Annotated in this window: 22 protein-coding genes; 12 read left to right on the forward strand and 10 right to left on the reverse strand. The window is 70.9% G+C overall.

What is annotated here, in order from left to right:
* Positions 1 to 8: 8 nt before the first annotated feature.
* The 4 genes from ACU6WY_RS14570 to ACU6WY_RS14585 are packed head-to-tail and all read left to right on the forward strand — an operon-like array spanning position 9 to position 3812.
* Positions 9 to 797 carry an amino acid ABC transporter permease gene (locus ACU6WY_RS14570; protein WP_138176066.1) on the forward strand — a complete coding sequence of 263 codons (789 nt, stop codon included), beginning with the start codon at positions 9 to 11 and terminating at the stop codon, positions 795 to 797.
* Entirely contained in the window at positions 794 to 1564 is a 771-nt protein-coding gene (locus tag ACU6WY_RS14575) for an amino acid ABC transporter ATP-binding protein (RefSeq protein ID WP_483820357.1), read from the forward strand. Before ACU6WY_RS14570 ends, ACU6WY_RS14575 begins: the two co-directional genes overlap by 4 nt.
* On the forward strand, positions 1564 to 2607 hold the full coding sequence (locus tag ACU6WY_RS14580) for a Gfo/Idh/MocA family protein (protein WP_483820358.1): 1044 nt from the start codon (positions 1564 to 1566) through the stop codon (positions 2605 to 2607). The genes ACU6WY_RS14575 and ACU6WY_RS14580 overlap by 1 nt, the downstream gene beginning before the upstream one ends.
* 29 nt (positions 2608 to 2636) lie before the next feature.
* On the forward strand, positions 2637 to 3812 hold the full coding sequence (locus ACU6WY_RS14585; RefSeq protein WP_483820359.1) for an NAD(P)/FAD-dependent oxidoreductase: 1176 nt from the start codon (positions 2637 to 2639) through the stop codon (positions 3810 to 3812).
* A gap of 203 nt (positions 3813 to 4015) precedes the next feature.
* Here the strand turns inward: ACU6WY_RS14585 and ACU6WY_RS14590 are convergent, their stop codons facing one another.
* The 3 genes from ACU6WY_RS14590 to ACU6WY_RS14600 all read right to left on the reverse strand — a co-directional run bounded on the left by ACU6WY_RS14590 (position 4016) and on the right by ACU6WY_RS14600 (position 6432).
* On the reverse strand, positions 4016 to 4162 hold the full coding sequence (locus ACU6WY_RS14590) for a hypothetical protein (protein ID WP_483820360.1): 147 nt from the start codon (positions 4160 to 4162) through the stop codon (positions 4016 to 4018).
* Between the two features lie 8 nt (positions 4163 to 4170).
* On the reverse strand, positions 4171 to 5334 hold the full coding sequence (locus tag ACU6WY_RS14595) for an acyltransferase family protein (RefSeq protein ID WP_483820361.1): 1164 nt from the start codon (positions 5332 to 5334) through the stop codon (positions 4171 to 4173).
* Positions 5335 to 5823: 489 nt separating this feature from the next.
* Entirely contained in the window at positions 5824 to 6432 is a 609-nt protein-coding gene (locus tag ACU6WY_RS14600; RefSeq protein ID WP_483820362.1) for a TetR/AcrR family transcriptional regulator, read from the reverse strand.
* Positions 6433 to 6537: 105 nt separating this feature from the next.
* Between ACU6WY_RS14600 and ACU6WY_RS14605 the strand changes: the two genes are divergently transcribed.
* The 4 genes from ACU6WY_RS14605 (at position 6538) to ACU6WY_RS14620 (ending at position 12234) form a co-directional block, all read left to right on the forward strand.
* Positions 6538 to 7374 (forward strand): sugar phosphate isomerase/epimerase family protein, encoded by an 837-nt coding sequence (locus ACU6WY_RS14605; protein WP_483820363.1) that lies wholly within the window; start codon positions 6538 to 6540, stop codon positions 7372 to 7374.
* The gene (locus ACU6WY_RS14610) at positions 7371 to 8498 is read left to right on the forward strand and encodes a Gfo/Idh/MocA family protein (RefSeq protein WP_483820364.1); all 1128 of its coding nucleotides are present in this window, start codon (positions 7371 to 7373) and stop codon (positions 8496 to 8498) included. Before ACU6WY_RS14605 ends, ACU6WY_RS14610 begins: the two co-directional genes overlap by 4 nt.
* A gap of 649 nt (positions 8499 to 9147) precedes the next feature.
* Positions 9148 to 10632: an HNH endonuclease gene (locus ACU6WY_RS14615; protein ID WP_483820365.1), complete on the forward strand. Its 1485-nt coding sequence runs from the start codon at positions 9148 to 9150 to the stop codon at positions 10630 to 10632.
* Between the two features lie 222 nt (positions 10633 to 10854).
* Positions 10855 to 12234 (forward strand): FAD-binding oxidoreductase, encoded by a 1380-nt coding sequence (locus tag ACU6WY_RS14620; RefSeq protein WP_483820366.1) that lies wholly within the window; start codon positions 10855 to 10857, stop codon positions 12232 to 12234.
* Between the two features lie 94 nt (positions 12235 to 12328).
* Here ACU6WY_RS14620 and ACU6WY_RS14625 read toward each other — a convergent pair whose 3' ends face one another.
* Positions 12329 to 13057, reverse strand: coding sequence for a hypothetical protein (locus ACU6WY_RS14625; protein WP_483820367.1), 729 nt, complete (start codon positions 13055 to 13057; stop codon positions 12329 to 12331).
* Positions 13058 to 13173: 116 nt separating this feature from the next.
* Positions 13174 to 13899: an alpha/beta fold hydrolase gene (locus ACU6WY_RS14630; protein WP_483820368.1), complete on the reverse strand. Its 726-nt coding sequence runs from the start codon at positions 13897 to 13899 to the stop codon at positions 13174 to 13176.
* Between the two features lie 151 nt (positions 13900 to 14050).
* Between ACU6WY_RS14630 and ACU6WY_RS14635 the strand changes: the two genes are divergently transcribed.
* The gene (locus ACU6WY_RS14635) at positions 14051 to 14710 is read left to right on the forward strand and encodes a GntR family transcriptional regulator (RefSeq protein WP_483820369.1); all 660 of its coding nucleotides are present in this window, start codon (positions 14051 to 14053) and stop codon (positions 14708 to 14710) included.
* A 20-nt stretch (positions 14711 to 14730) separates the two neighbouring features.
* Here the strand turns inward: ACU6WY_RS14635 and ACU6WY_RS14640 are convergent, their stop codons facing one another.
* Entirely contained in the window at positions 14731 to 14853 is a 123-nt protein-coding gene (locus tag ACU6WY_RS14640) for a hypothetical protein (RefSeq protein ID WP_483820370.1), read from the reverse strand.
* A gap of 80 nt (positions 14854 to 14933) precedes the next feature.
* Entirely contained in the window at positions 14934 to 15575 is a 642-nt protein-coding gene (pdxH, locus tag ACU6WY_RS14645) for a pyridoxamine 5'-phosphate oxidase (protein ID WP_483820371.1), read from the reverse strand.
* Between the two features lie 136 nt (positions 15576 to 15711).
* Between pdxH and ACU6WY_RS14650 the strand changes: the two genes are divergently transcribed.
* The gene (locus ACU6WY_RS14650; protein ID WP_483820372.1) at positions 15712 to 16788 is read left to right on the forward strand and encodes an alkene reductase; all 1077 of its coding nucleotides are present in this window, start codon (positions 15712 to 15714) and stop codon (positions 16786 to 16788) included.
* Positions 16789 to 16891: 103 nt separating this feature from the next.
* On the opposite strand, the gene ACU6WY_RS14655 is transcribed toward ACU6WY_RS14650, so the two are convergent.
* Positions 16892 to 17353 (reverse strand): MarR family winged helix-turn-helix transcriptional regulator, encoded by a 462-nt coding sequence (locus tag ACU6WY_RS14655; protein WP_483820373.1) that lies wholly within the window; start codon positions 17351 to 17353, stop codon positions 16892 to 16894.
* A 118-nt stretch (positions 17354 to 17471) separates the two neighbouring features.
* Here ACU6WY_RS14655 and ACU6WY_RS14660 point away from each other — a divergent pair, with 118 nt between their 5' ends.
* Positions 17472 to 18659, forward strand: coding sequence for an MFS transporter (locus ACU6WY_RS14660; protein ID WP_483820374.1), 1188 nt, complete (start codon positions 17472 to 17474; stop codon positions 18657 to 18659).
* Positions 18660 to 18745: 86 nt separating this feature from the next.
* Here the strand turns inward: ACU6WY_RS14660 and ACU6WY_RS14665 are convergent, their stop codons facing one another.
* Positions 18746 to 20119: an FAD-binding oxidoreductase gene (locus ACU6WY_RS14665; protein ID WP_483820375.1), complete on the reverse strand. Its 1374-nt coding sequence runs from the start codon at positions 20117 to 20119 to the stop codon at positions 18746 to 18748.
* A 140-nt stretch (positions 20120 to 20259) separates the two neighbouring features.
* On the opposite strand from ACU6WY_RS14665, the gene ACU6WY_RS14670 reads away from it, so the two are divergent.
* A complete protein-coding gene (locus ACU6WY_RS14670) occupies positions 20260 to 21387 on the forward strand; it encodes a helix-turn-helix transcriptional regulator (RefSeq protein ID WP_483820376.1) in 1128 nt (375 codons plus the stop codon).
* Positions 21388 to 21412: 25 nt separating this feature from the next.
* Here the strand turns inward: ACU6WY_RS14670 and ACU6WY_RS14675 are convergent, their stop codons facing one another.
* Entirely contained in the window at positions 21413 to 22981 is a 1569-nt protein-coding gene (locus tag ACU6WY_RS14675; protein WP_483820377.1) for a hypothetical protein, read from the reverse strand.
* Between the last annotated feature and the right edge of the window lie 102 nt (positions 22982 to 23083).

Genomic DNA, 23083 nt, shown 5'->3' on the forward strand with positions numbered 1-23083 from the left:
AGCCCCCGATGGACTGGCTCGACAATCTCACCAAAACGTTCCTCGACTTCGACGCGATGTGGCAGGTGTTCCCGCAGCTGCTGGGCACCGGCCTCGTCAACACGCTCGTGATCTCGGTCTGCGCGACCGTGATCGGGATCGTGCTCGGCATGATCGTGGCGATCATGGGCATCTCGCCCTCGCGCTGGCTGCGCACTCCCGCCCGCATCTACACCGACATCTTCCGCGGGCTGCCGGCGATCCTCACCATCCTGTTGATCGGTCAGGGGTTCGCCCGCCTCAGCCAGCAGCTGTTCGGGCCGTCGCCGTACCCCCTCGGCATCCTGGCCCTGTCGTTGATCGCGTCGGCGTACATCGGTGAGATCTTCCGAGCCGGCATCCAGAGCGTCGACCGCGGACAGCTGGAAGCCTGCCGCGCCCTGGGGATGAGCTACGGCAAGGCCATGCGCCTGGTCGTGGTGCCCCAGGGCGTGCGCCGGGTGCTCCCCGCCCTGGTGAACCAGTTCATCGCGATCGTGAAGGACTCCTCGCTGGTGTACTTCCTGGGCCTGCTGGTGTCGGAGCGCGAGCTGTTCCGGGTGGGTCAGGATGCCGCCGTCCTCACCGGCAACCTGTCGCCGCTGGTGATGGCCGGGGTGTTCTACCTCGTGATCACCGTGCCGCTGACGCACCTCGTGAACTACTTCGACAACCGCTTCCGCACCGGGCGCCGCAAGCCCACCCCGCCCAAGAGCGGTCTGGACGAGGTCGAAGACCTCACGCCGCCGCCCGCCCTCACCTACGGAGCCAACACATGACGTACACGTCTCCGGTCCCCGTCACCGACGGGCACTTCTACGCCGGGTCGAGCCTCGAACTGCGCGACCTGACCATGGCCTACGGCGATATCGACGTGCTGCGCGGGGTGAGCCTCGAGGTCAAGCCCGGCACCACCACGTGCATCATCGGGCCGTCCGGCTCGGGCAAGTCGACCCTGCTGCGCGGAGTGAACCGGCTGCACGAGCCGAAATCGGGCGACGTGCTGCTGGCGGGCGAGAGCGTGCTGACGCAGAAGCCGGATGCCGTGCGCAAGCGCATCGGTCTGGTCTTCCAGCACTTCAACCTCTTCCCCGACCACACCGCGCTCGAGAACGTCGCTCTCGCCGTGCGGCACGTGAAGGGCCTCTCCGCGGCCGAGTCCCGGCGCGTCGCCGAGGACCGCCTCGCCGAGGTGGGCCTGGCCGAGCGCAGCGACCACCGACCCCGCGACCTGTCGGGCGGTCAGCAGCAGCGCGTCGCGATCGCGCGGGCCCTGGCCATGGAGCCCGAGGTCATGCTGTTCGACGAGGCCACCAGCGCCCTCGACCCCGAGCTGGTCAAGGGCGTGCTGAACCTCATGGCGAACCTCGCCCAGCGGGGCATGACCATGCTCGTGGTGACCCACGAGATGGGCTTCGCCCGCAAGGTCGCTGACCAGGTCGTCTTCATGGACGAGGGGCTGGTCGTCGAGGCGGGCGCCCCGGGCGACCTCTTCGAGCGGCCGCAGAGCCCGCGCCTCCAGCGCTTCCTCTCGGAGGTGCTGTGATGGCATCCGGCCCGCTCCGCACCGCGGTCATCGGATTCGGCGTCTCGGGTCGGGTGTTCCACGCCCCCTTCCTCGAGGCCGACCCCGCGTACCGGCTCGACGTCATCGTCACGACGAGCCCCGACCGGCGCGCCGAGGCCGAGACACGGCATCCCTCGGCCCGCGTGGTGTCCGACGTCGCCGAGGTGTGGGCTGCGGCATCCGAGCTCGATCTCGTCGTCATCGGTTCGCCGAGCGGCACGCACGCCGCTCTCGCCGCGCGGGCGCTCGACGCCGGTCTCGATGTCGTGGTCGACAAGCCCTTCGCCGTCACCGCGGCCGAGGGACGCGCGCTGATCGCCCGGGCCGAGCGGCTCGGGCGCACCCTCACGGTGTTCCAGAACCGCCGGTGGGATGGCGACTTCCGCACGCTCCGCGCCCTCGTCGAGGGCGGCGAGCTGGGGGAGGTGCGGCGCTTCGAGTCGCGCTTCGAGTGGTGGAAGCCCGAGCCCCCGGTGTCGTGGAAGACCGAGGCGCGCGCCGCGGAGGGGGGTGGCATCCTGTACGACCTGGGGACCCACCTCATCGACCAGGCCGTGCAGCTCTTCGGCGCGGTCGATGACGTGTACGCCGAGGTCCACCGCCGCCGCGCGGCCACGGCCGCCGACGACGACGTGTTCCTCGCGCTGCAGCACGCCTCAGGCACCACATCGCACCTGTGGATGAGCGCCGTCGCGCCGCTTCAGGGGCCGCGCTTCCACGTGCTCGGCGACCGTGCCGGGTACACGTCGTGGGGGCTCGACCCGCAGGAGCCGGCGCTGATCGCGGGCGCCCTTCCCGGCGACCCCGGCTTCGGCGAAGTCCCCGACGACCGCTGGGGCGTGCTCGGCGCGGGCGCCGACACGCGCCGCCACCCCACGCAGCGCGGCGACTACGGCGGGTTCTACCGCGCGCTCGCCCTCTGCCTGCGCGACGGAGGGCCCCTCCCCGTCGACCCGCACGACGCCGTCGGCGTGCTCGAGATCATCGAGCGCGTGCACGCCGCGTCCCCCGTTCCCGCCTGATCACCGATCACGAAAGAGAGAGATTCCCCATGACCACCGGCACCTCCCCCCACGTCGCCGTCATCGGCGGCGGCATCCTCGGCACCTCCACCGCGGCGTACCTCGCCCGCGCGGGTGTCCGGGTGACGCTCGTCACCTCCGGCGAGCTCGCCGACGGCGCCTCCGGGCGCTCGATCGCCTGGCTGAACTCGTCGGGCGACCGGTCCGCGGCCTACCACTACCTGCGCCTGGCGGGTATCGACCGCTACCGCTCGTGGCAGGCGCACCACCCCGAGAGCGAGGCGTACATCCGCTTCGACGGCGCGCTGAAGTGGGCCGGCCCCGGCGAGAGCTTCCGCTCGACGTTCGACTTCGAGCGTCGCAACGGCTACGACTCCCTGTGGATCGACCGTGCCGACATCGCGACCGTCGCCCCCGACGTCGACCCCGCGGCCGTCGCCGAGGAGGGTGCCATCTACAACCCGGGCGAGGGCTGGATCAGCATGCCCGACCTCATCGCCGCCCTCGCCGCCGACGCGGTCGCCGCCGGCGCGACGGTGCACGAGAACGTCGGCCACGCGCGCGTCGACGTGCAGGGCGACGAGGCCGTCGGCGTCGTGCTGGGCGACGGCACCCGCATCGCCGCCGACCACATCGTGCTGGCCACCGGTCCCGCGGTTCCCGCCGACCTCGCCTCCCTCGGCGTGACGATCCCGGATGCCACCCCCGCGGCGTTCGTGCTCTTCACCGACCCGGTCGATATCGAGGTGCGCACCGTGCTCAACACCCCGCGGGTAGCCGTGCGCCCCACCCCCGACGGGCGCCTCGTGCTCGACGCGGACTGGGCCGAGCAGTCGGTGCAGGTGGCCGACGACGGCTCGCTCGCGGTGCCGGAGGAGTCGGTCGCGGGCCTGCTCGCCGAGGCCTCGCGCGTGCTCGCCGGCCACCCCACCCTCACCGCGCAGCACGTCGGCGCGGGCCTGAAGCCCATCCCGGGCGACGGCAATCCCGCGGTCGGCGAGGTTCCCGGCATCCGGAACCTGTCGGCGCTGTTCACGCACTCCGGTGCGACGCTGGGGCTCATCCTGGGCGAGCTGCTCGCCGACGAGATCGCCACCGGCACGCCGTCGCCGCTGCTGGCCGACTTCCGGTTCCACCGCTTCCTCGACGCGGCCGTGCTCGAGCCGATCGGCACGGGTGCGTGGTCACCGGTGGGCGAGGACTGATCGGGGATCATCCGAGGAGGGGCGCGGCCGCGGGGCCGCGCCCCTTCGTCGTTTCGGGGTGGGGGCGCCGCGGGATGCGGGGGGCGCCGACGCGCGTCACCGAAACAGGGGATGCGGCGAGAACAGGCCGATCCGGCGCAGATCACCCTGTCTCCGTGGCATCCCCTGTTCTCGTGCCGGGTGCGACGGGCGCTAGCCGCGCGTCAGCGCTTGTCGTTGTCGATCCAGCGCGTGTGCGCCTTCAGCGCGTGGAGGACCGCGAGCCGCACCGCGGCGTAGACAACCGCTCCCACGACGGCGAGGCCCACGGCCCACACCAGCAGAAGCATGATCACGTGGAGTCCGCTCATCGCTGCCATCATCCCGCGACTCTAGCCGCCGACGCCGCCGGTAGCGCCCGCGGGCGCGGCGCGCGCCGGTCGGGGTCGAAGCGCAGCAGCACGCGTTGCATCCGGGTTTCCACCGCGCGGTGCATCACCCACGCCAGGCCAAGCGAGATCGCGAACGCCACGGCGGCGAGCGCGAGGGCGCGAGGCCAGTGCAGCTCGGGGTGCCCGTCAGGCCAGGCCGACGACACCGACGCGATCACGAGCAGGTGCACGAGGTAGAACGCGAACGACAGGCGCCCCAGCTCTTGCCACCCGGGTCCTGCGAGCGGTGTGGAGGAGCCGTGCGCGTCGGCGCTGGCCAGCGCGGCGACCAGCAGCGCGAAGCCGCCGACGGTGACCGCGAGTCCCGGGTGAATCGGGATCCCGGGCAGGGCCGGCGCCTCCGATAGGGCGTACCCGAGCACAGCGATCGGCAGGGCGTAGCGCACCCGGGCAGGACGCCAGGCGGTCTGTGTCATCAGCAGGGCGAGCGCGACGCCGATCACGAACTCGGGCAGGCGCAAGAGAGGAGTGGATGCCGCCGACATCGGCACGGGCGATGCGGCGGCGATCGCGGGCGCGAGGGCGACGAGCACGAGACACACCGCCACGACCGACCACAGCACACGCGCGGAACGCCCCGCGATCAGCCGGATGACCAGCGGGAAAGTCAGGTAGAAGAATGCCTCGCACACGAGCGACCAGCTCGCCGGGTTCCCCGCCTGCCACCAGTCCGGGTTCCACCCGTTGACCAGCAGCAGGTTCGCGCCGAGGGGCGCGAGGCCGTCGGTGCGGATCGCCGGCACCAGCGTCGCCGCCGCGATGAGCGCGAGCACCAGCCCGACGACGTGCAGCGGGTAGATGCGCGCCGCGCGGTGCAGCCAGAACGACCGGGCCGACTGTGCGGGCTTGTATCCCCACGCCAGCACGAACCCCGACAGGATGAAGAACAGCGTCACCCCGGTCTTCCCGGCCTCGAACACGAAGCCCCACAGGTCTCCCGCGCGGCCGCCGAAGTACTCCACGGCCATGAGGTGATGGCCGAAGATGAGCAGCGCCGTCGCCCACCGCAAGCCCGTGAGCGAGGGCAGGTGCCGCGCCGCCGGAGGACGAGTGGATGCCACGGGCCCGGCATCGATACGGGGAGCCGCCATGGTGGTGCTGATGGTGATCGCCTCCCGGAACGCTCGCGCCGGCGGGTCGCCGGCCGCGCAGACCCGGGAACGTTACCCGTTCGTGATGTGGAGGACCCTGAGAAGCGTCGGGCTTGACGCGAGCCCGTGCGGGGTGGCATCCGTCGGCACCCTCGTCCCACTTATGGCGGGGCGTGTCCCGTACGGCGGGGCGTGTCCCACTTGTAGCGGGGCGTGTCCCACTTATGGCGGGGCGCGTCCCCCTTAATAGCGGGGCGTGTCCCGCATGGCGGGGCGTGTCCCACTTGTGGCGGGGCGTGTCCCACTTCTTGCTGTCTGAGCACCCTCCAGACAGCAAGAAGTGGGACGAGGGATGCCATGCGCCCGCGCACCACCCCCGCCGCGCGCGCATCACCCCCGCCGCGCGCACCCCCGCCGCGCGCGCATCACCCCCGCGCGCGCACCACCCCCGCCCCGCGCACCCCCGCCGCGGCCACCCGCCGCCGCACCTCACCGCCCGCGCGGCGGCTGAAGCAGCATCCCGAACGTGCGGAGCGTGTCGCTGAGGCCCACCGACGCGTCGAGCAGCCACTGGATCTGCAACCCGTCGGACGCGGCGATGAGCAGCGCCGCGAGGTGGTCGGCCGAAACGTCGTCGCGAATGCGCCCCTCGGCCTGCTGCGCGCGAAAGATCTCGCCGAGCTCGACGCGCAGCCGCTCGAACCGCGACGTGAAGTACTCCTTGCCGACACCGCTGTCGACCTCGAGCGCGGCGGCGACGAGCGTGGAGTACAGCTGCACGAGCCCCGGCACCTCCACGTTGGCGATCGCGGCGGCGATCATGCCCTCGACGCCCGGCTCGACGGGGTGAGCGGCCTCCTCCTCGGCGCGTTTCGCGGCGGCGTGGGCGTACACCGCGACCAGCAACTGCTCACGCGAGTCGAAGTAGTGCAGCAGGGCCGCGTGCGACACCCCGATGGACTCGGCGATACGACGCAACGACGTGCCGTCGGCCCCACGCTGGCGGAACACCTCGATCGCCCGGTCGAGGATCTCCTGCCGACGCTCGACGCCGCGCCGGCGCTGCCCCGGGCGCCCGATCGTCGACTCGTCGCTCATGTCCCCACCCTCTCGCACTCGCATCCCTCGCGTAACCTCCACCTGGAGGTTAGAGTATCGACACGGCCGACCGGCCCCTCCGACAACGACGTGCAGAAGGACCCCATGACCACGCCCACCTCCCTCCCCGAAGCCTCCGTGCAGCTGTACACGCTGGCATCCGAGTTCTCGGCCGACATGAACGGCTCGCTCGACAAGCTCGCCGCCCTCGGTCTGCGGAACGTCGAGGCGTTCGCGTTCGTCGATCGCCCCGCTGAGATCCGCGCAGCCTTGGATGCCAGTGGCCTGGCCTCCCCCACCGGACACGCCCCGCTGCTCAGCGACCAGCTGTGGACGCCCGACGGCTCGATCCTCACGCCCGCGCCCGAGGTGGTGTTCGAGGCGGCTGCGACCATCGGCATCCAGACCGTCATCGACCCGTTCGTCACGCCGGAGCGCTGGCTCACCGAGGACGGTGTCGCCGACATCGCCGAGCGCCTCAACCGTGCCGCCGACGTGGCCGCGACCTTCGGCCTCACGGTCGGGTACCACAACCATGCGCAGGAGTTCATCGCGGACTTCGGCGGCCAGAGCGCGTACGACCGGTTCGTGTCGCTCACCGACGAGCGTGTGCAGCTCGAGCTCGACCTGTTCTGGGCGCTCACCGGCGGCCAGGACGTTCCGGCGCTCGTCGCGGCCCTCGGCGACCGGCTCACCGCCGTGCACGTCAAGGACGGCGTGGTTCCGGCATCCAACCCCTGGGCACCCGGTGCCGGAGAGATGTCCTCCGCGACCCTCGACCAGCGCCACGCCGGCACCAGTGACGTGCCGCTCGCCCAGGCGCTGCGCGCCGGTACGGGCATCCGTTATGCCGTGATCGAGTACGACCGCGCCCCCGGCGACGTGTTCGCCGACATCGCCGCGAGCCTGGCCTTCCTCACCGAGGGCGGGTTCGTCCGATGAGCCGGCCCCTCGGAGTCGGTGTCATCGGCGCCGGCGTCATCAGCCAGACCTACCTCGAGAACCTCACGTCGTTCCCCGACGTAGCCGTCGTCGCGGTGGGTGACCTGCTTCCGGATCGCGCGCGCGCCAAGGCCGACGAGCACGGCATCGCCGTCGCCGGCACGCCCGACGTCGTGCTGTCGCACCCCGACGTCGACCTCGTGGTGAACCTGACGATCCCCCAGGTGCACGTCGAGGTGTCGTCGGCGGCGGTCGCCGCGGGCAAGCACGTGTGGACCGAGAAGCCGATCGGTCTCGACCGTGACGCCACACGAGCACTTCTCGCGCAGGCGGATGCCGCGGGCGTGCGCATCGGCTCGGCGCCCGACACGCTGCTGGGTCCGGGTTTCCAGTCGGCCAAGCGCGCGATCCAGAAGGGCGTCATCGGCGAACCGCTGTTCGTGCAGTCGTCGTTCCAGACGCAGGGCCCCGACCTGTGGCATCCGGACCCCGCGTTCCTCTTCGCGCGCGGCGCCGGCCCACTGCTCGACATGGGGCCGTATTACTTCTCGGCGCTCGTGAGTCTGCTCGGCCCCATCGCGGGGGTCACCGCGCGCGGCTCGCGACCGCGGACCGAGCGCACGATCCACACCGGACCGCGCGCGGGTGAGACGTTCCCCGTCGAGGTGCCGTCGACCGTGCAGGTGCTCACGTCGTTCGCCGGCGGGCAGCACGGGACGCACCTGCTGAGCTTCGACTCGGCGCTCGAGCGCCACGGGGTCGTCGAGATCCACGGTTCCGAGGGCACGATGGTGCTCCCCGACCCGAACCGCTTCGAGGGACGCATCGCGTACGTGAAGCCGCTGGGCGTCTTCCGCGACGGCATGAAGACCGAGCAGGAGTGGATCGAGGTGCCGAACGAAGGCACGGTCGTCGGTCGCGGCCTGGGCGTGCTCGACATGGCCCGCGCGATCGCCGCCGACCGCACGCACATCGCCACCGGAGAGCTCGGATTCCACGTGCTCGACGTGATGCTCTCGGCCGAAGAGTCCGCCGCGACCGGCCAGACGCTCGACATCGGCAGCACCGTCGCCGAGGTGCCGCTGCTCGACGAGGGCTTCGACCCGTTCGCGCGCACGCTGTAACCCCTTCGCGGCCTCGCCCGCCCCGTGGTGTCCGGTGGATGCCACGGGGCGGGGGTGTTTTGGGGGCGTTTCTTGTGGGCGGGGGTGTTTTGGGGGCGTTTCCCGTGGGCGGGGGCGTTTCCCGTGGGCGGGGGTGCTTGGGGGCGGGGTGCGTGGGGGCGGGGTGTCTTGGGGGCGGGGTGTCTTGGGGGCGGGGTGTCTTGGGGGCGGGGTGTCTTGGGGGCGGGGTGTCTTGGGGGCGTTTCCCGTGGGCGGGGCCGCTTCGGGGCGGGGTGTCCTGGGGGCGAGGTGTCTTGGAGGCGTTCCCCGTGGGCGGGGCCGCTTCGGGGCGGGGTGTTGGAGACGGGGTGTCTTGGGGGCGGCGGCTATTAGGGGCGGGTGGGCATGCGCGGGGAGGGGTCGCGGGGCGGGGGCTGCCGACGACACCGGCGCGGCCGCCGACGCCACCCGGCGGCGGTCGATGAGGTGACACGGCTCCGCGTGTCCCGATTTCACCCGCGTCACTCGGGCCGCGAAGAAGTCCTGGTCGCGTTTTTTTTCGCAGATCGCGCGCCACACCCCTCCTCCACAACCCACGAGGTGCCTCGCCTATCCCCGAACGGGCCTTCCGGCCGGGTTCGATGTCGGAGCCCCCGAATAGCATGCACACATGACCTTCTCGCCACCTCCGCCGCCACCCGATGACGGGGCCGCTGCCCTGTCGTCGGTGCTGGCCGAGGTGCGGGGAGTAGACGCCGAGCTCGCCTCCGCCGAGGCACGGCGCATCCGCGCACTCGCCCGCGCCGGGCACCTCGCCCTCGACGCGACGGCGAGGGTGCGGGCCTCGTCAAAGGCGGCCGAGATGGCGTTGCGGGAGGTCGCGTCCGAGATCGCCGCTGCCGCGTGCGTGTCGGATCGCAGCGTGCAGGCCCAGATCGGTCGGGCCATGACCCTCGCCGACGACTTCCCCGTCACCCTCGACGCATGGGAGGCGGGCGCTGTGTCACGCGCGCACGTGCAGGTCATCGTGGACGCCGGCACGCCGCTGCCGCTCGAACGTCGTCACGAGTTCGACGTGCTTGCCGTTGCCACCGCCGACGGGCTGAGTCCCGGGCGTTTGAAGACCCGCCTTGCGACCTTGGCAGAGTCGCTGCAGCCGACGACGATCACCGAACGTCACCGTCGCGGTCGCGAGACGCGCTGCGTCCGCGTCGTCGCGGGCGAGAACGGCATGTCCGATCTCATCGCGACGCTGCCCACGGTGCTGGCGGTGGGGATCTACGACCGGCTCGTCCAGCAGAGCGCGGCGCTGATCGATGCGCGAGCGGATTCTCGCGGCGGCGACGGGAGCGACGGTGCGAGCGCGAACAGCGGGAGCGCGAGCCCGGGCAGCGGGAGCGCGAGCCCGGGCAGCGGGAGCGACGGCACGTGCGCGGGGAACGGCGGCAGCGAGAGCAGCGGCGAGAGCGACGGGAGCACACCCGCCTCCGACGCGCGCACGTCCGATCAGGTGCGCGCCGATATCCTCGCCGATCTTCTCCTCACCGCCGCGCCAGACGCCGACCCCACCCGCGTCGATGACGGCCCGGGCACTCTCGGCACGATCCGTGCGCGAGTTCAGGTGGTCGTTCCGGCCCTGACCATGCTCGCCCCCGGCGATGAGAACCTCGACCCGGCCGAGCTCGTGGGGCACGGCCCCATCGACGCCGCCACGGCCCGCGCCCTCGCCGAGTCCACCTCCCTACCTTGGGACCGCGTCATCACCCACCCCATCACGGGCGCGGTGCTGCGCACCGACGCGTACCAGCGCACGGCAGCGATCGACCGGTACCTTCGTGCCCGAGATCGGCACTGCCGCTGGCCCGGATGCGTCGCCCCCGCCGTCCGCTGCGAGGTCGATCACAACCACGACTACGCCCTCGGCGGCGCCACCGACGTGTGCAACCTGTGCCACCTTTGCCAGCGACATCACACCCAGAAGCAATTCACGCGCTGGAAAGTCCGACAACTCGCCGGCGGAGTTCTCGAGTGGACCTCGCCGACCGGCCGGGTCTACATCGACGAACCCCTCCCGTACTCACCCGCGGTGCGGTTCTTGCCCAACGAACACCCTCCGCCGGCTCCACCCGGAAATCGCGAGCCTGCACCGTTCTAACGGCGCGTCGGTGGCGCCCGCCGGCGCCTCATCCACACGGGGAGCACGTTTACGCAGTCCCGCGGGTAGATCCGCAGCCCCACACACCCGGCACAGCAACAGGTGGGAACGGGTCACGGGCGGGCCGGCACCGCGGGCCGCGGGCCGGCCTACACCGCGCATCCAGCCCGCGCGCCGCCCCGGCCAGCAGCACCGCATCGACCCCGCTCCTAAACTGGCCGCGTGCACACCGCTCTGCCGAGCCTCCTCTCCGCGTTGCCACCCGACACCGTCGTCACCGACACCGACGTCGTGACCGCGTATCGGCAGGATCGCGCGCATGATCCGAATGCCGGCACCCCCGTCGCCGTCGTCCGTCCACGCACCACGGACGAGGTCCAGGCCGTACTTCGGTGGGCCACCGCACACGCCGTGCCCGTGGTCACGCGCGGCGCGGGAACGAGCCTGTCCGGCGGATCGACGGCCGTCGACGGCGGGATCGTGCTGAGCACCGAGCGCATGCGCGAGATCACCGTCGATACGGCCACCCGCACCGCCGTCGTGCAGCCCGGGCTGCTCAACGCCGAGGTGAAGAAGGTCGTCGCAGAACACGGACTCTGGTACCCGCCCGACCCGTCGTCGTTCGAGATCTGCAGCATCGGCGGCAACGTCGCCACCAACGCGGGCGGTCTGTGCTGCGTCAAGTACGGCGTCACCACCGACTACGTGCTCGGACTCCAGGTGGTGCTGGCCGACGGCACGGCGGTGCGACTCGGCGGGCCGCGCCTGAAGGATGCCGCGGGCCTGTCGCTCACGAAGCTCTTCGTGGGGAGCGAGGGAACGCTCGGGGTCGTCACCGAAGCGACCCTCAGGCTGCTGCCGCCACAGCCTCGAGGGAGCACCGTCGTGGCGAGCTTCGCGTCGGCGCGGGCGGCCGCCGACGCGGTCGTGACGATCACCGGTCGCCTCCGCCCGTCCGTCATGGAGTTCATGGATGCCGTGGCGATCAACGCCCTCGAGGACACGCGCCCGATGGGCCTCGATCGCGGCGCGAAAGCGATGCTGATCGCCGCCTCGGACGACCGGGGTGCCGCGGGCATTGAAGACGCGGCGTTCATGGCCCGCGCCTTCGCCGCGGCGGGCGCGACGCACGTTCTGACGCTCGACGATCCCGACGAGGGCGAGAAGTACATCGCGGCCCGACGCGCCGCGATCCCCGCCGTCGAGGCGAAGGGAGCGCTGCTGCTCGAAGACGTCGGCGTGCCGCTGCCCCGGCTGGCAGACCTCGTCGACGGGATCGAGGCGATCGCCACCGCCCACGGGCTGGTGATCTCGGTGATCGCCCACGCCGGCGACGGCAACACGCACCCGCTCATCGTCCACGATCCCGACGACCCCGAGAACAGCCGCAGCGCCCACCGCGCCTTCGGCGAGATCATGGACCTCGCGGTTTCGCTCGGTGGCACCATCACCGGCGAGCATGGCGTCGGTCGACTGAAACTGCCGTGGCTTGGCGAACAGCTCGGCCCCGAGGCGATGGAACTGAACCGCCGCATCAAGACCGCCCTCGACCCGTTGAACATCCTCAACCCGGGTGTCGGCGTCGACGTCAACGCCCCCTGACGCCCGCAGCCAGTCGACGTCGACACGATGACGCGTCTGGTTTCGGAGACACGACCATTACAGTGCCCCGCAAGTGGCGATATCGGGTGGGGCGCTACGCCGTCGAGTACCCCTCTGGGACGATGAACTCTCGGGTGGTCGCGGAGTCGGAAGCACTCGGAATCCCCGTCGCAACGACCTGCACTGTCGTGGTTCCGTCGCCATTGGTGCGCCGATTCATCTCAACTTCACCGTTGCGCGTCTTGTATCCGAGAAGTTCCGAGCGTCCACTGTCCGATGAGGCGCTCGTGCTCACTGCGGCGTTCGGAAGCAGGCTGATCCGGCAGAGAGCCTGGTAGCCGGCCAACGTATCTCCGTCCTTGCTTGCGGTGAGATCAGTGACGAAGAGGTAGAGGGCCTTCCACGCCCATGGCTCGAAAACGACGCAATCCTGGCCGTTGTTCACCAGGGCGATCAGACGCCCGGTTGCAGGGTTGAAACCCGACTCGTCGTTACTCAGCCGGAAGAGGACTGACGGGGGCACCGCGTCGCCACAATATGAGCCCGCAGTCAACCACCTCCAGCCCGCATCGGCTTGGGCAGCCCACGTTTTGTGAAACCCCTCCTCCCACGCACTCCAAACGGGATCGAGAGTCTTCTCCGCAGTGAGAGCGAGGAGGCCCGCCGCGAGAGCGGCTGTCATCTCCGAGAACCAGGCCGAAGTGACAAGAGCATTGGCCGCGGGGACTGCCGCACAGGAGGTGAGCGAAGTCGCCGCGACAGTAGCAACTCCCGCGACTCCGAGACGGAAGACGTCGCGTCGATCGAGGGCGAGCGATGTCATGGCGGCTCCTCATGCCTGCGGATGATGACGTCAGCCTAACGGCGACACAGGAAGTCCAGCACGCCAATCGGGGCCGGCCCGCGCGACGGCGAACCGGCCCCGGCCGATCGACGGCGTCAGTGCGCGGCGACCTGCGCAGCGACGGTCTCCGACGACGCGGCCTGCGCCGCGGTGGCGATCACGTCCGCGACGGTCTCGGCCTGCGAGATGAACAGCGCGTGGCTGCCGGGCACGTTCGTGATCTCGGCGCCGATGCGGCTGGCCATGTGCTGCAGCATCGCCTGGTCGAAGGCCTTGTCCTCCGTGGCGATGACGGCCCAGCTCGGCTTGTCGCGCCACGCGGCGTTCTGCACGGCCTGACCGAAGACCGACATCGCGACCGGCACCTGGCTGTCGGCCAGGAAGGCGGCATCCACTTCGCTCAGGTCGGCCGCGAAACCGGCGTGGAACGCGTCGCGGTTGAGGAACCCGAAGCCGTCGTCGGCGACGTCGATGACGAACTCCGGCGTCGGCGCGAAGCCCTCGTACTGCTGCGCCGACGTCTCCCCCGCGTCGGGAGCGATCGCCGAGACGTAGACGAGTCCCGCCACGTTCGGGTGCACTCCGGCCTCGGTGATCACGGTGCCGCCCCACGAGTGACCGACGAGGATCGCCGGGCCGTCCTGCTGGTCGAGCACGCGAGTGGTCGCGGCCACGTCGGCCTCGAGAGAGGTCAGCGGGTTCTGCACGATCGACACGCGATAGCCGCGCGCGGTCAGCAAGTCGTAGACGCGACGCCAGCCCGATCCGTCGGCGAAGGCGCCGTGGACGAGAACGACGTTGGTGATGTGCTGCTCAGTCATGGTTCTGCCTTTCAGGTGCGGCTCCCGCGGAGCCGGAGGTGGGTGTTGAGGAGAGTAACGCTCGCAATACGCAATATATTGCATACCTCAGTGACCTTGAAGGCCTCTCGGCCGATTTGCAGGCGGCGACGAGGCGTGCGCAATATATTGCATGCCGATTCCCCCGCAGGCCCCCGGTGTCGACCGGTCCCTCCTCCGCGACGACGTTTTCCGCCGCCTCCGCGACGCGATCGTCGACGGCACGTTCGAGCCGGGCGAACAGCTCCGCGACGCCGAACTCGCCGAATGGCTCGGGGTCAGTCGCACACCGGTGCGCGAGGCCCTGCTCCGTCTCGGGGCGAGCGGACTCGTCGTCGCCAAGCCCGGCCGATCGACGACGGTGAGCACGATCGACGCGAAGGCCGTCCGCGATGCCCGCGACGTCGTCGCCGCGATGCACCTGCTCGCCGTGCAGGGCGCGACGCTCACCGACGCCGACATCGAGCGCATGCGCGCCGCCAATCAGCGCTTCGCGGACGCCCTCGACGCCGACGACATCGCCGGAGCCATGGATGCCGATGAGGCCTTCCACCGCGTCCCGGTTGCCGCCCTCGCCAACGCGGCGATGGAGTCGGTGCTGGATCAGTTCGGTCCGGTCGTGCGCCGCGCCGAACGCGCGCGTTTCACCGAGCACGGCAGGACGTCCGTCGAACGCCACGAGCGCCTCGTCGCCCTCCTCGAAGCCGGCGACGTCGCCGGCGCGTCAGACCTGACGTTCGAGACGTGGCACACGCTCGACGTCGTCGAGCCCGACGGCGCCGCCGAGAGGTGAGAGTCGGGTCTCGTTCGCCCTCACTCCCCGGAGCGGAAGTACCGCCGGAGTGACTCGCGAGTCGACGGCGTGCGCCAGATCGCGGTGGCCGCGACGGCCAGGGAGGCGCCTCCGACGAGAACGAGGATGATGACGGAAGTCATGGCTGCTCCTGGGGGATAGAGTGCGGATCCCTCCCCACTCTGCGTCACAAGTCCCCGTGCGGCAAGGCTTCGCCGTGAACCTACGGCTGCCGACGCCCCGCCGCCCACCCGTCGCCGTCACGCTGGAACACGACCCGGTCGTGCAGCCGCGACGGCCGCCCCTGCCAGAACTCGATCTCGCGCGGCTCCACCCGGTACCCGCCCCAGTGCGGCGGGCGCGGCACGGACCCCTCACCGGCGAAACGCTCCTCGACGGCGGCCATGGCGTCATCGAGAGCAGCACGGGATGCCACGGGCTCCGACTGCGCGCTCGCCCAGGCCGACAGCTGCGAACCGCGGGGGCGCGAGGCGAAGTACGCGTCATCCCGCTCCACGGAAAGGGGCTCCGCGGTCCCGAGCACGATCACCTGCCGCTGCAGCGCGTACCAGGGGAACAGCAACGACACGGACGGGTTCTCGGCGAGCGCGCGCCCCTTCCGCGACAGCCGGTTGGTGAAGAACCACAGCGCGCCGTCGTCGTCGATCCCGCGCAACAGCACCGTGCGCGAGGTCGGCGAGGCCGTGGCATCCACCGTCGAGAGCACCATCGCGTTGGGTTCGGGCTGGTCGGCGGCATCCGCGAGCCAGCGCCGGAACAGGGTGAGGGGCGACGCCGAAAGAGCACGGTCGTCGAGCGAGTCGAGGTCGTAGTCGAGCCGGTGGGCGAGGGGGTTCTCGGTCATCGCGGTTCCTCCGGGTCGTTCTCGGGAGGCACCATCGTACGACCGGGGCACGACCTGTAGGCCCCGAGGGGGGGAATAGCCGCCGCGCGCAGGGGGTTGGGGAGGCGTGGCCCCGTTCCCCCTCGAAAGGACCCCCGTGAGCCTGTTCAGCCCCACCACCGTCGGCGATGTCGACGTCCGCAACCGCGTCTCTCTCGCCCCGATGACCCGCCTCCGTTCCGGAGCCGACGGCGTTCCCGGCCCCCTCGTGGCGACCTACTACGCACAGCGCGCGGGCATCGGCCTCCTGGTGACCGAGGGAGTGTACCCGAGCGCGGAGTCGCGGGCGTACCCCGGTCAGCCGGGCATCGTCACCGACGCGCAGGCCGCGGGATGGGCGAAGGTGGCGGATGCCGTGCACGCCGAGGGCGGCACGATCTTTATGCAGCTCATGAACGGCGGACGCGTGACGCACCCGCTCATCACGGGCACCGACCGCATCGTCGCCCCCTCGGCGATCGCGATCGAGGGTGACACGCGCCTGGCCGACGGCACCAAGGTCGCCTACCCCGTGCCGCACGCGCTCGAGACCGACGAGCTCCAGACCGTGCGCGACGAGTTCGTCGCCGCGGCGCGTCGAGCAGTGGATGCCGGAATTGACGGCGTCGAGCTGCACTCGGCCAACGGGTACCTGCTGCACGAGTTCCTCTCCCCCGCCTCAAACCAGCGCACCGATGGCTACGGCGGGTCGCCCGAAGCGCGCGCTCGCTTCGTCATCGAGGTCGCCGAGGCGGTCGTCGCCGAGATCGGCGCCGGTCGTGTCGGCATCCGGATCTCTCCCGCGCACAACATCCAGGACGTGTGGGAGAAGGACGACGCCGAGACCCGCGCCACGTACGAGGCGCTCCTCGTCGGCCTCGCACCCCTGGGCCTGGCGTACCTCAGCGTGCTGCACAGCGACCCCGCGGGCGAGTTGATCCAGGACCTGCGCCGCGCCTTCGGCGGCACGTTCATCGTGAACTCCGGCTTCTCGATCGTCACGACGCGCGACGAGGCCGTCCAAGCGATCGACGACGACATCGCCGACCTGATCGCGGTGGGCCGCCCCGCGATCGCGAACCCCGACCTCGTCGCGCGCTGGGAGCGCGGCGCCGACGAGAACGAGGTGCACCAGCCCTCGGTCTACGGCCCCGACGAGCGCGGGTACACCGACTACCCGTTCCTCGAGGGCTGAGCTCGGCGGACAGGGCCTCGCACCGACGGTGGATGCCGGTCGCGCGGGGCCTTTTTCCGTTTCCGGACGAAGCTCGCTTTCCCCAGCCCCACGCCGGTGAGATTCAGCGCGCGACGGTCGAGGGCAACGCCAGGTCGTGCATCGCCTCGACGACCGGGGCCAGCTCCGGTTTGGTCGCCGCCTCGTCGAGAGCGCTCTCGAGCGTGGCGTCGTGGATCGGCCGCGCTCGCTCGTAGAGCGCCCGGCCGTCCGCCGTCAGCTCGGTGTAGATCCCGCGCCGATCATCGGCGCACAGCACGCGCGTGAGGAGTCCGCGATCCTCGAGACGGCTCACGAGGCGCGTCGTCGCGCTCGGGCTCAGGGCGGTCGCCCGCGCGAGTTGTTGCATCCGCATGTGCCAGCCGTCCTGACGGTCCAGCGCGTCGAGCACCGTGTACTCCACGACGGACAGGCCCACGGCATCCGCGAGGCTGCGTTCGAGCATTGACTCGATCAGCCCGTGCAGGGCCGCGAGCGTCCGCCACCCCCGCGCGCGGATCTCGACGGCGTCGTCGGCGATACCCATGCGACCTCCTCATGTCAGTAGTTGCTTGCGCTGGTTAATTGCGTGTGCAATCATTAGTGCCGCTTGCGCAATATCCCGCGCGTGCAACTACTCCACGATGTTAGCAGGAGACCCCTTCATGCCTCTAGGACTGATCGCCCTCGCCCTCGGCGCGTTCGGCATCGGATTGACCGAGTTCGTCATCATGGGGCTGCTTCCCGAGGTGGCGGCCGACTTCGCCGTCTCGGAGGCGGCCGCCGGATGGCTGATCTCGGGCTACGCCCTCGGCGTCGTGGTCGGCGCGCTCGGCCTGACCGCCGCCACCACCCGACTCCCCCGCAAGCCCGTGCTGGTAAGCCTCATCGTGCTGTTCATCATCGGCAATGTGATCACCGCCCTCGCCGACACCTACAGCGTCGCCATGATCGGACGCGTCGTCGCGGCGCTCAGCCACGGCGCCTTCTTCGGCATCGGCTCCGTCGTGGCGGCGAGTCTCGTGGCGCCGGCGAAGAAGGCCGGCGCCATCGCCATCATGTTCACGGGTCTGACGGCCGCGAACGTGTTCGGCGTGCCCTTCGGCACGTTCCTGGGCCAGAGCTTCGGCTGGCGCTCGACCTTCTGGGTGATCTCGGCGATCGGCGTGGTGGCCCTCCTCGGCATCGCGGCCCTCGTGCCCCGAGGGGACGACTCCGAAGAGAAAATCAGCCTGCGCCGCGAGCTCACCGCGTTCCGGTCCGGCCAGGTGTGGCTGTCGCTCGTCGTCACGATCCTCGGGTTCGGCGGCATGTTCGGCGCTTTCACCTACATCGCCTACACGATCACCGAGGTGAGCGGCTTCGCGAGCGGCGCCGTCCCCTGGCTGCTGGTGCTGTTCGGCGTCGGCCTCGTGATCGGCAACTGGCTCGGTGGGCGCTTCGCCGACCGTTCGATCGACGGCACACTGCTCGTCCTGCTCGCGGGGCTTCTGGTCGTCCTGACGTTCTTCGCCCTGTTCGCCCAGGTCGGGTGGGCCACCGTCGTGGCGCTGTTCCTCATGGGAGGCTTCGGCTTCGGCACGGTTCCCGGCCTGCAGACGCGCACCATGACCTACGCGGGCACCGCTCCCACCCTCGCGTCCGGCGCGAACATCGGCGCGTTCAACATCGGCAATGCCATCGGTGCCTGGGCCGGAGGCGTGGGGATCTCGGCGGGCCTCGGCTACACGTCGCCACTGTGGATCGGCGGAATCCTCACTGCCGCCGCCCTCGTCGTGATGGTGATCGCCGCCGCCACGGCCCGCCGCGCCGCTGCGCCGGAACGTGTGACGGAATCCGTCGCCGCCCGCTGATCTCCCGCTCGCGAACAGACCCCTCGTATGCGAAAGAGCCGGGGTGAGCGACCACCGCCGCCCACCCCGGCTCGAGCCGGCACCGCTTACACCGGGTTCGCCGCCGCGAACACGTTCCGCGGGTCCCACTGCGCCTTCTGCTCGCGCAGGCGATCGAGCGACGCCCCGAACCCGGGCGCGCGGTCCATGCCGCCGTCGAGGAACGTCAGCGCGAGCGCGTCGCCGGTCCACGGCTCGAACGCGTCGACGTAGGCCGTCGCTGCGGCGAGCGCCCCGGGGTGCGCCTCGGGCACGGGGACCGCGGCGACCGAGTGGGCGATGTACTCGCCGGCGACCGCCGACACCGCACCTCCGCCCGGCACCGGTCGCGCGGCGGCGCCGCCGACGTGCCGCAGCTCGGCGATGAACAGCCCCGGATCCTGGGATGCCGCCACGAAGGCCGACACGGCATCCTCGGGCAGCGCGCGGAGCATCCGGTGGCGGGTGACCGCCGGAGTCGGCTGCGGAGGATCCATGTGCACATGCACGAGGGCGTCGGCGGGGATGCGCGAGAACGTGTCGATCTCGGGCCGCAGCTCGCGCAGGGAGTGGAGCAGTTCCGTCGCGCGCTCATCCGACTCCAGCACGGCGCCGTCGACCACGACGACCGACCGACCCGACAGGAACGGCGGCAGTTCGGGCAGCGGCGGCAGGTGGAGCACGCGCAGGGTCGAGGTGACCGATTCGGGCGCGGATGCCGTCCAGGTGGCCCACGCGCGGCTGACTGCCGCCGTGTACGAGGCGTCCCACAGCAGCATCCCGGCGAACACGTCGGCGTAGGGAAGCAGATCGATCTCGAGCGAGACAATGATGCCGAAGGCCCCCGATCCGCCGCGGACGGCCCAGAACAGGTCGGCGTTCTCGTCGGCGCTCGCGCGCACCAGGGAGCCTTCGGCCGTCACGATCTGCACGGCGCGCACAGCGTTGACGCCCAGCCCGTGCGCGCGGGAGTAGAACGAGACGCCGCCGCTCAGCGAGTACCCCGCGACCGACACGTCACCGGCGCTGCCGTGCAGGGCGGTCAGACCGTGCGGGGCGGCGGCGGCGAGCACGTCGTTCCAGTGGGATCCGCCGAGCACGATCGCGGTGCGCGTCTCGGCGTTCACCGTGACCCCGCGGAGGCGCGCGAGGCGCACGAGCACGGTGTCGGAGAGGCCGGCCTCGGCGAGCCCCGGAGCGGCGTGGCCGGTGGACTGCGGGGCGATCCGCAGACCGACCGCGGTCACGGCCCGCACGACCGCGACGACCTCTTCGGCCGACTCAGGGGTGACGACGGCGAACGGGCGCTGGTCGACGGCGACGTTCCACGGCATGCGCACGGCGTCGTAGTGGGGATCGCCGGCGAAGACGATGCGGGATCCGAGGGCGTCGCGCAGGTTCTCGGCGCGCTCGTCCAGGGCGATATCAGTGGAGGAAGACATGGTTTTACCGTTCTCTCGGGTCTGTGACGAGAAGACTCTGCTCGTGCCGGCGGCCGGCATCCATCCCAGAGAGCGGGGGAAATTCCTCCCCCCAGAATCCTGGGATAGCGGTGACGAGAGGGGGAGAGCACACTGGTGGCATGGTCACCGCCTTGGCCGCCGGACGCGCGCGCAGCGACATCGATGTGCTGTCGCGCGCCGGTCTTCCGCTCGCGGATTTCATGGCGGAATCCGCCGGCGCATTGCTGGCCGTCGTACCGTTCATTGCGGGCTGCTTCTCGAGCACCGATCCCGCGACCTCGATGATCTCGAGCACCCACAAGCTCGGCGATCTGTACGGCAAGAACGAAGCCGACGTCGACTGGGCCCGCATCGAGTACGGCGGCGAACCCGACCCCACCCACTACGACGCGATCGCCTCGGCGGGGCGTGTGGCCGTCGGCATCCACGCGACCACCGGCGGCCAGGTCGAGCGCATCGAGCGCATGGCCGACCTGGTGCTCCCCCGGTTCGGCTACGTCGACGAGGCGCGGGTGGTGTTCGCCGATCGCTCCGGCGTGTGGGCGACCTTGTCGGTCCTCCGCGGCAGCGACGACGCCGTGTTCGACGCGCACGAACTGGAGTTCCTGTCGAGCGTCGCGCCGGCCCTGACGCGTGGCATCCGCACCGGTCTGCTCTCGCAAATGGCCCGCCGCGAGACGGTGCACCCGTCGGGTCCGGCCGTCATCATCTTCGACGCCTCGGACCGCGTCGTGCAGACGAGCCCCGGCGCACAGGAGCGACTCGCGCAACTCTCCGCCCCCGGAGCCGACCCCCTCACCTACATCCAGGCGCTCGTGAGCGGCGCGCGGCGCTTCGCCGCGGGAGACCTGCCCCGGATGCCACGCACGCGCACGCGCACGGCCGACGGCGTGTGGCTGGTGCTGCATGCCGCACCGCTCGGCGGTCTGGGCGACCGGGCCGGCGACGTGGTGGTGACGATCGAAGAAGCGCGCCCGCAGGAGGTCATCGACATCGTGGCCGCCGCCTTCGCCCTGACCACCCGTGAGCGCGAGGTCGTCGGAGCGGTGCTGCGCGGAGCCGACACGAAAGAGATTGCGGGCTCCCTGCACGTGTCGCCCTACACGGTGCAAGACCACCTCAAGTCGATCTTCGACAAGGCCGGCGTCACCAGCCGCCGCGAGCTCGTGTCGCGGGTGTACTTCGACCAGTACATCCCCCGGGCCGGGGCGGATCTCGGGGCGGATGGGTGGTACGCGGGGGTCTAGGTGCGTTCGCGACGCGCCTCCGCCGTTACGCGCAGGCCGGCGGCACCGGCTTTCCCGTCGGCGGCACGCCCTGGATCTCACCCCAGGCGTAGCCGCTGACGGCCTCGCCGCCCAGGGTGCCCTCGTACGAGAACAGTCCCTCGTACACCGCGCGGTTCAGGGCATTGAGCTCCTGATCAGCGGCGGTGGCACGGAAGACGAGATCGGCGGCGGGGCGAGTGTCGGAACCGTCGAGCTGCACCGAGTAGGTCAGGTGGTACACGTAGCAGCTGTGCGGCGAGGTCCACGTCTCGTCGGTCGGCGCGATGTGGATGGCCCCCTGCGGCCAGTTCGCGGTCGGTTGCAGGGTGCCGTTGGTCGACTGGGTCGATCCGGCGCCGCCGATCATCGCGTAGTGCAGTTGCCCCACCTCTTGCTGGCCGGTGGTCGCGATGAGCATGCCCTGCCGACTGTTGGGCAGCTGCACCGAGAACTCCGTCCACTCGTAGCCGTTGCCGACGACGTATTGCGCGGCATCGTTGTAGGTCTCGGTGAGGTTGTCGAAGAAGAGCAGACCCTCCGTGCCGCCCGCGACGTATGACGAGCCGATCGACACCGACCACTGCTCCACCTTGACCAGGGGCATCGAGTAGTACTGCGACCCCTGACCGGTCATGGGGTCGCCGGTCGCGGCGAGGTAGGCACCGATGTCGCCGCCGTACTGGTTCATGATCGCCGAGCGCTGATCCGTCGTCGGAATCGGGCCGCCCGACGCGGGCAGCGGCTCACCGTCGAACATCCACAGCGGGAAGAACCCGTTCGGTCCGTACCCCCACTGGATGATCCCGGTCAGATCTTTCGCGCGGATCGAGAGCGTCGCCCGCTCCCGCGCGGGTGAGCCGGCCATCCCGGTATCGACCGACACGGTCAACTCGTACACCGACCCCACGGCGCCGATCGCGCCCGAAACGACGCGCATGTCGACGACCTGCTCGGGCTGGCCGGTTTGCTGCTGCTCGACGTGGATGTTCCACGGCGCGTAGCTGATCGTGGTCGGCACCGTGAGATCGGCGAGCCCGTCCATGCCGCCGAACACCGGACCCTGATCGAGCGAGAGGCGGTTGAAGATGAGCCCCGTCTCTTCGAGGGTCAGCCATGGCACCTGCAGCCCCGGAATCACGGTGTTGCCCTGCGACATCAACGCGATCGAGTTGACCTCGCCCTCGTCGTCAACGAGGTGACCGAAGAACTCGAACGACTGCGAGTCGTACTGCGGCAGCCCCGTCGAGAGGAACGAGCGGAACCCCGTGCAGCTCTCCCCCTGCGCCAGCGGGGTCGTCGAGTAGGCGGCGATCGACCCAAAATCGGCGACCGGGATGCCAGGATCCGTCGCGCTCGTCGGGCACGCCGCCGGAACGGTCGGGGTCGGCGACGGGGTCGGGCCCGGGTTGAGGGTTGGCGCGGGGTCCGGGTTCGGTGCCGGGTTGGGGTTCGATGCCGGGTTCGGCTGGGGCGCCGGCGGACGCGGGGCCGGGTGCGGCTTCGGGCGGTGGCGGGGGTTGTCGTGGTCGGAAGTGCCGTCGTCGGAGATGCCCGAATCCGTGCGCGGTGCCACCGTCGGCGCCACGGTCGGCGTCGCTGACGGGAGCGGCGTCGGTGTCGTCGTCGGCCGGGGCTTCGGAGCCGACGTGGACGACGGCGAGGACGATTCGGCGGG

Source organism: Microbacterium sp. ZW3a (genome assembly GCF_057167165.1).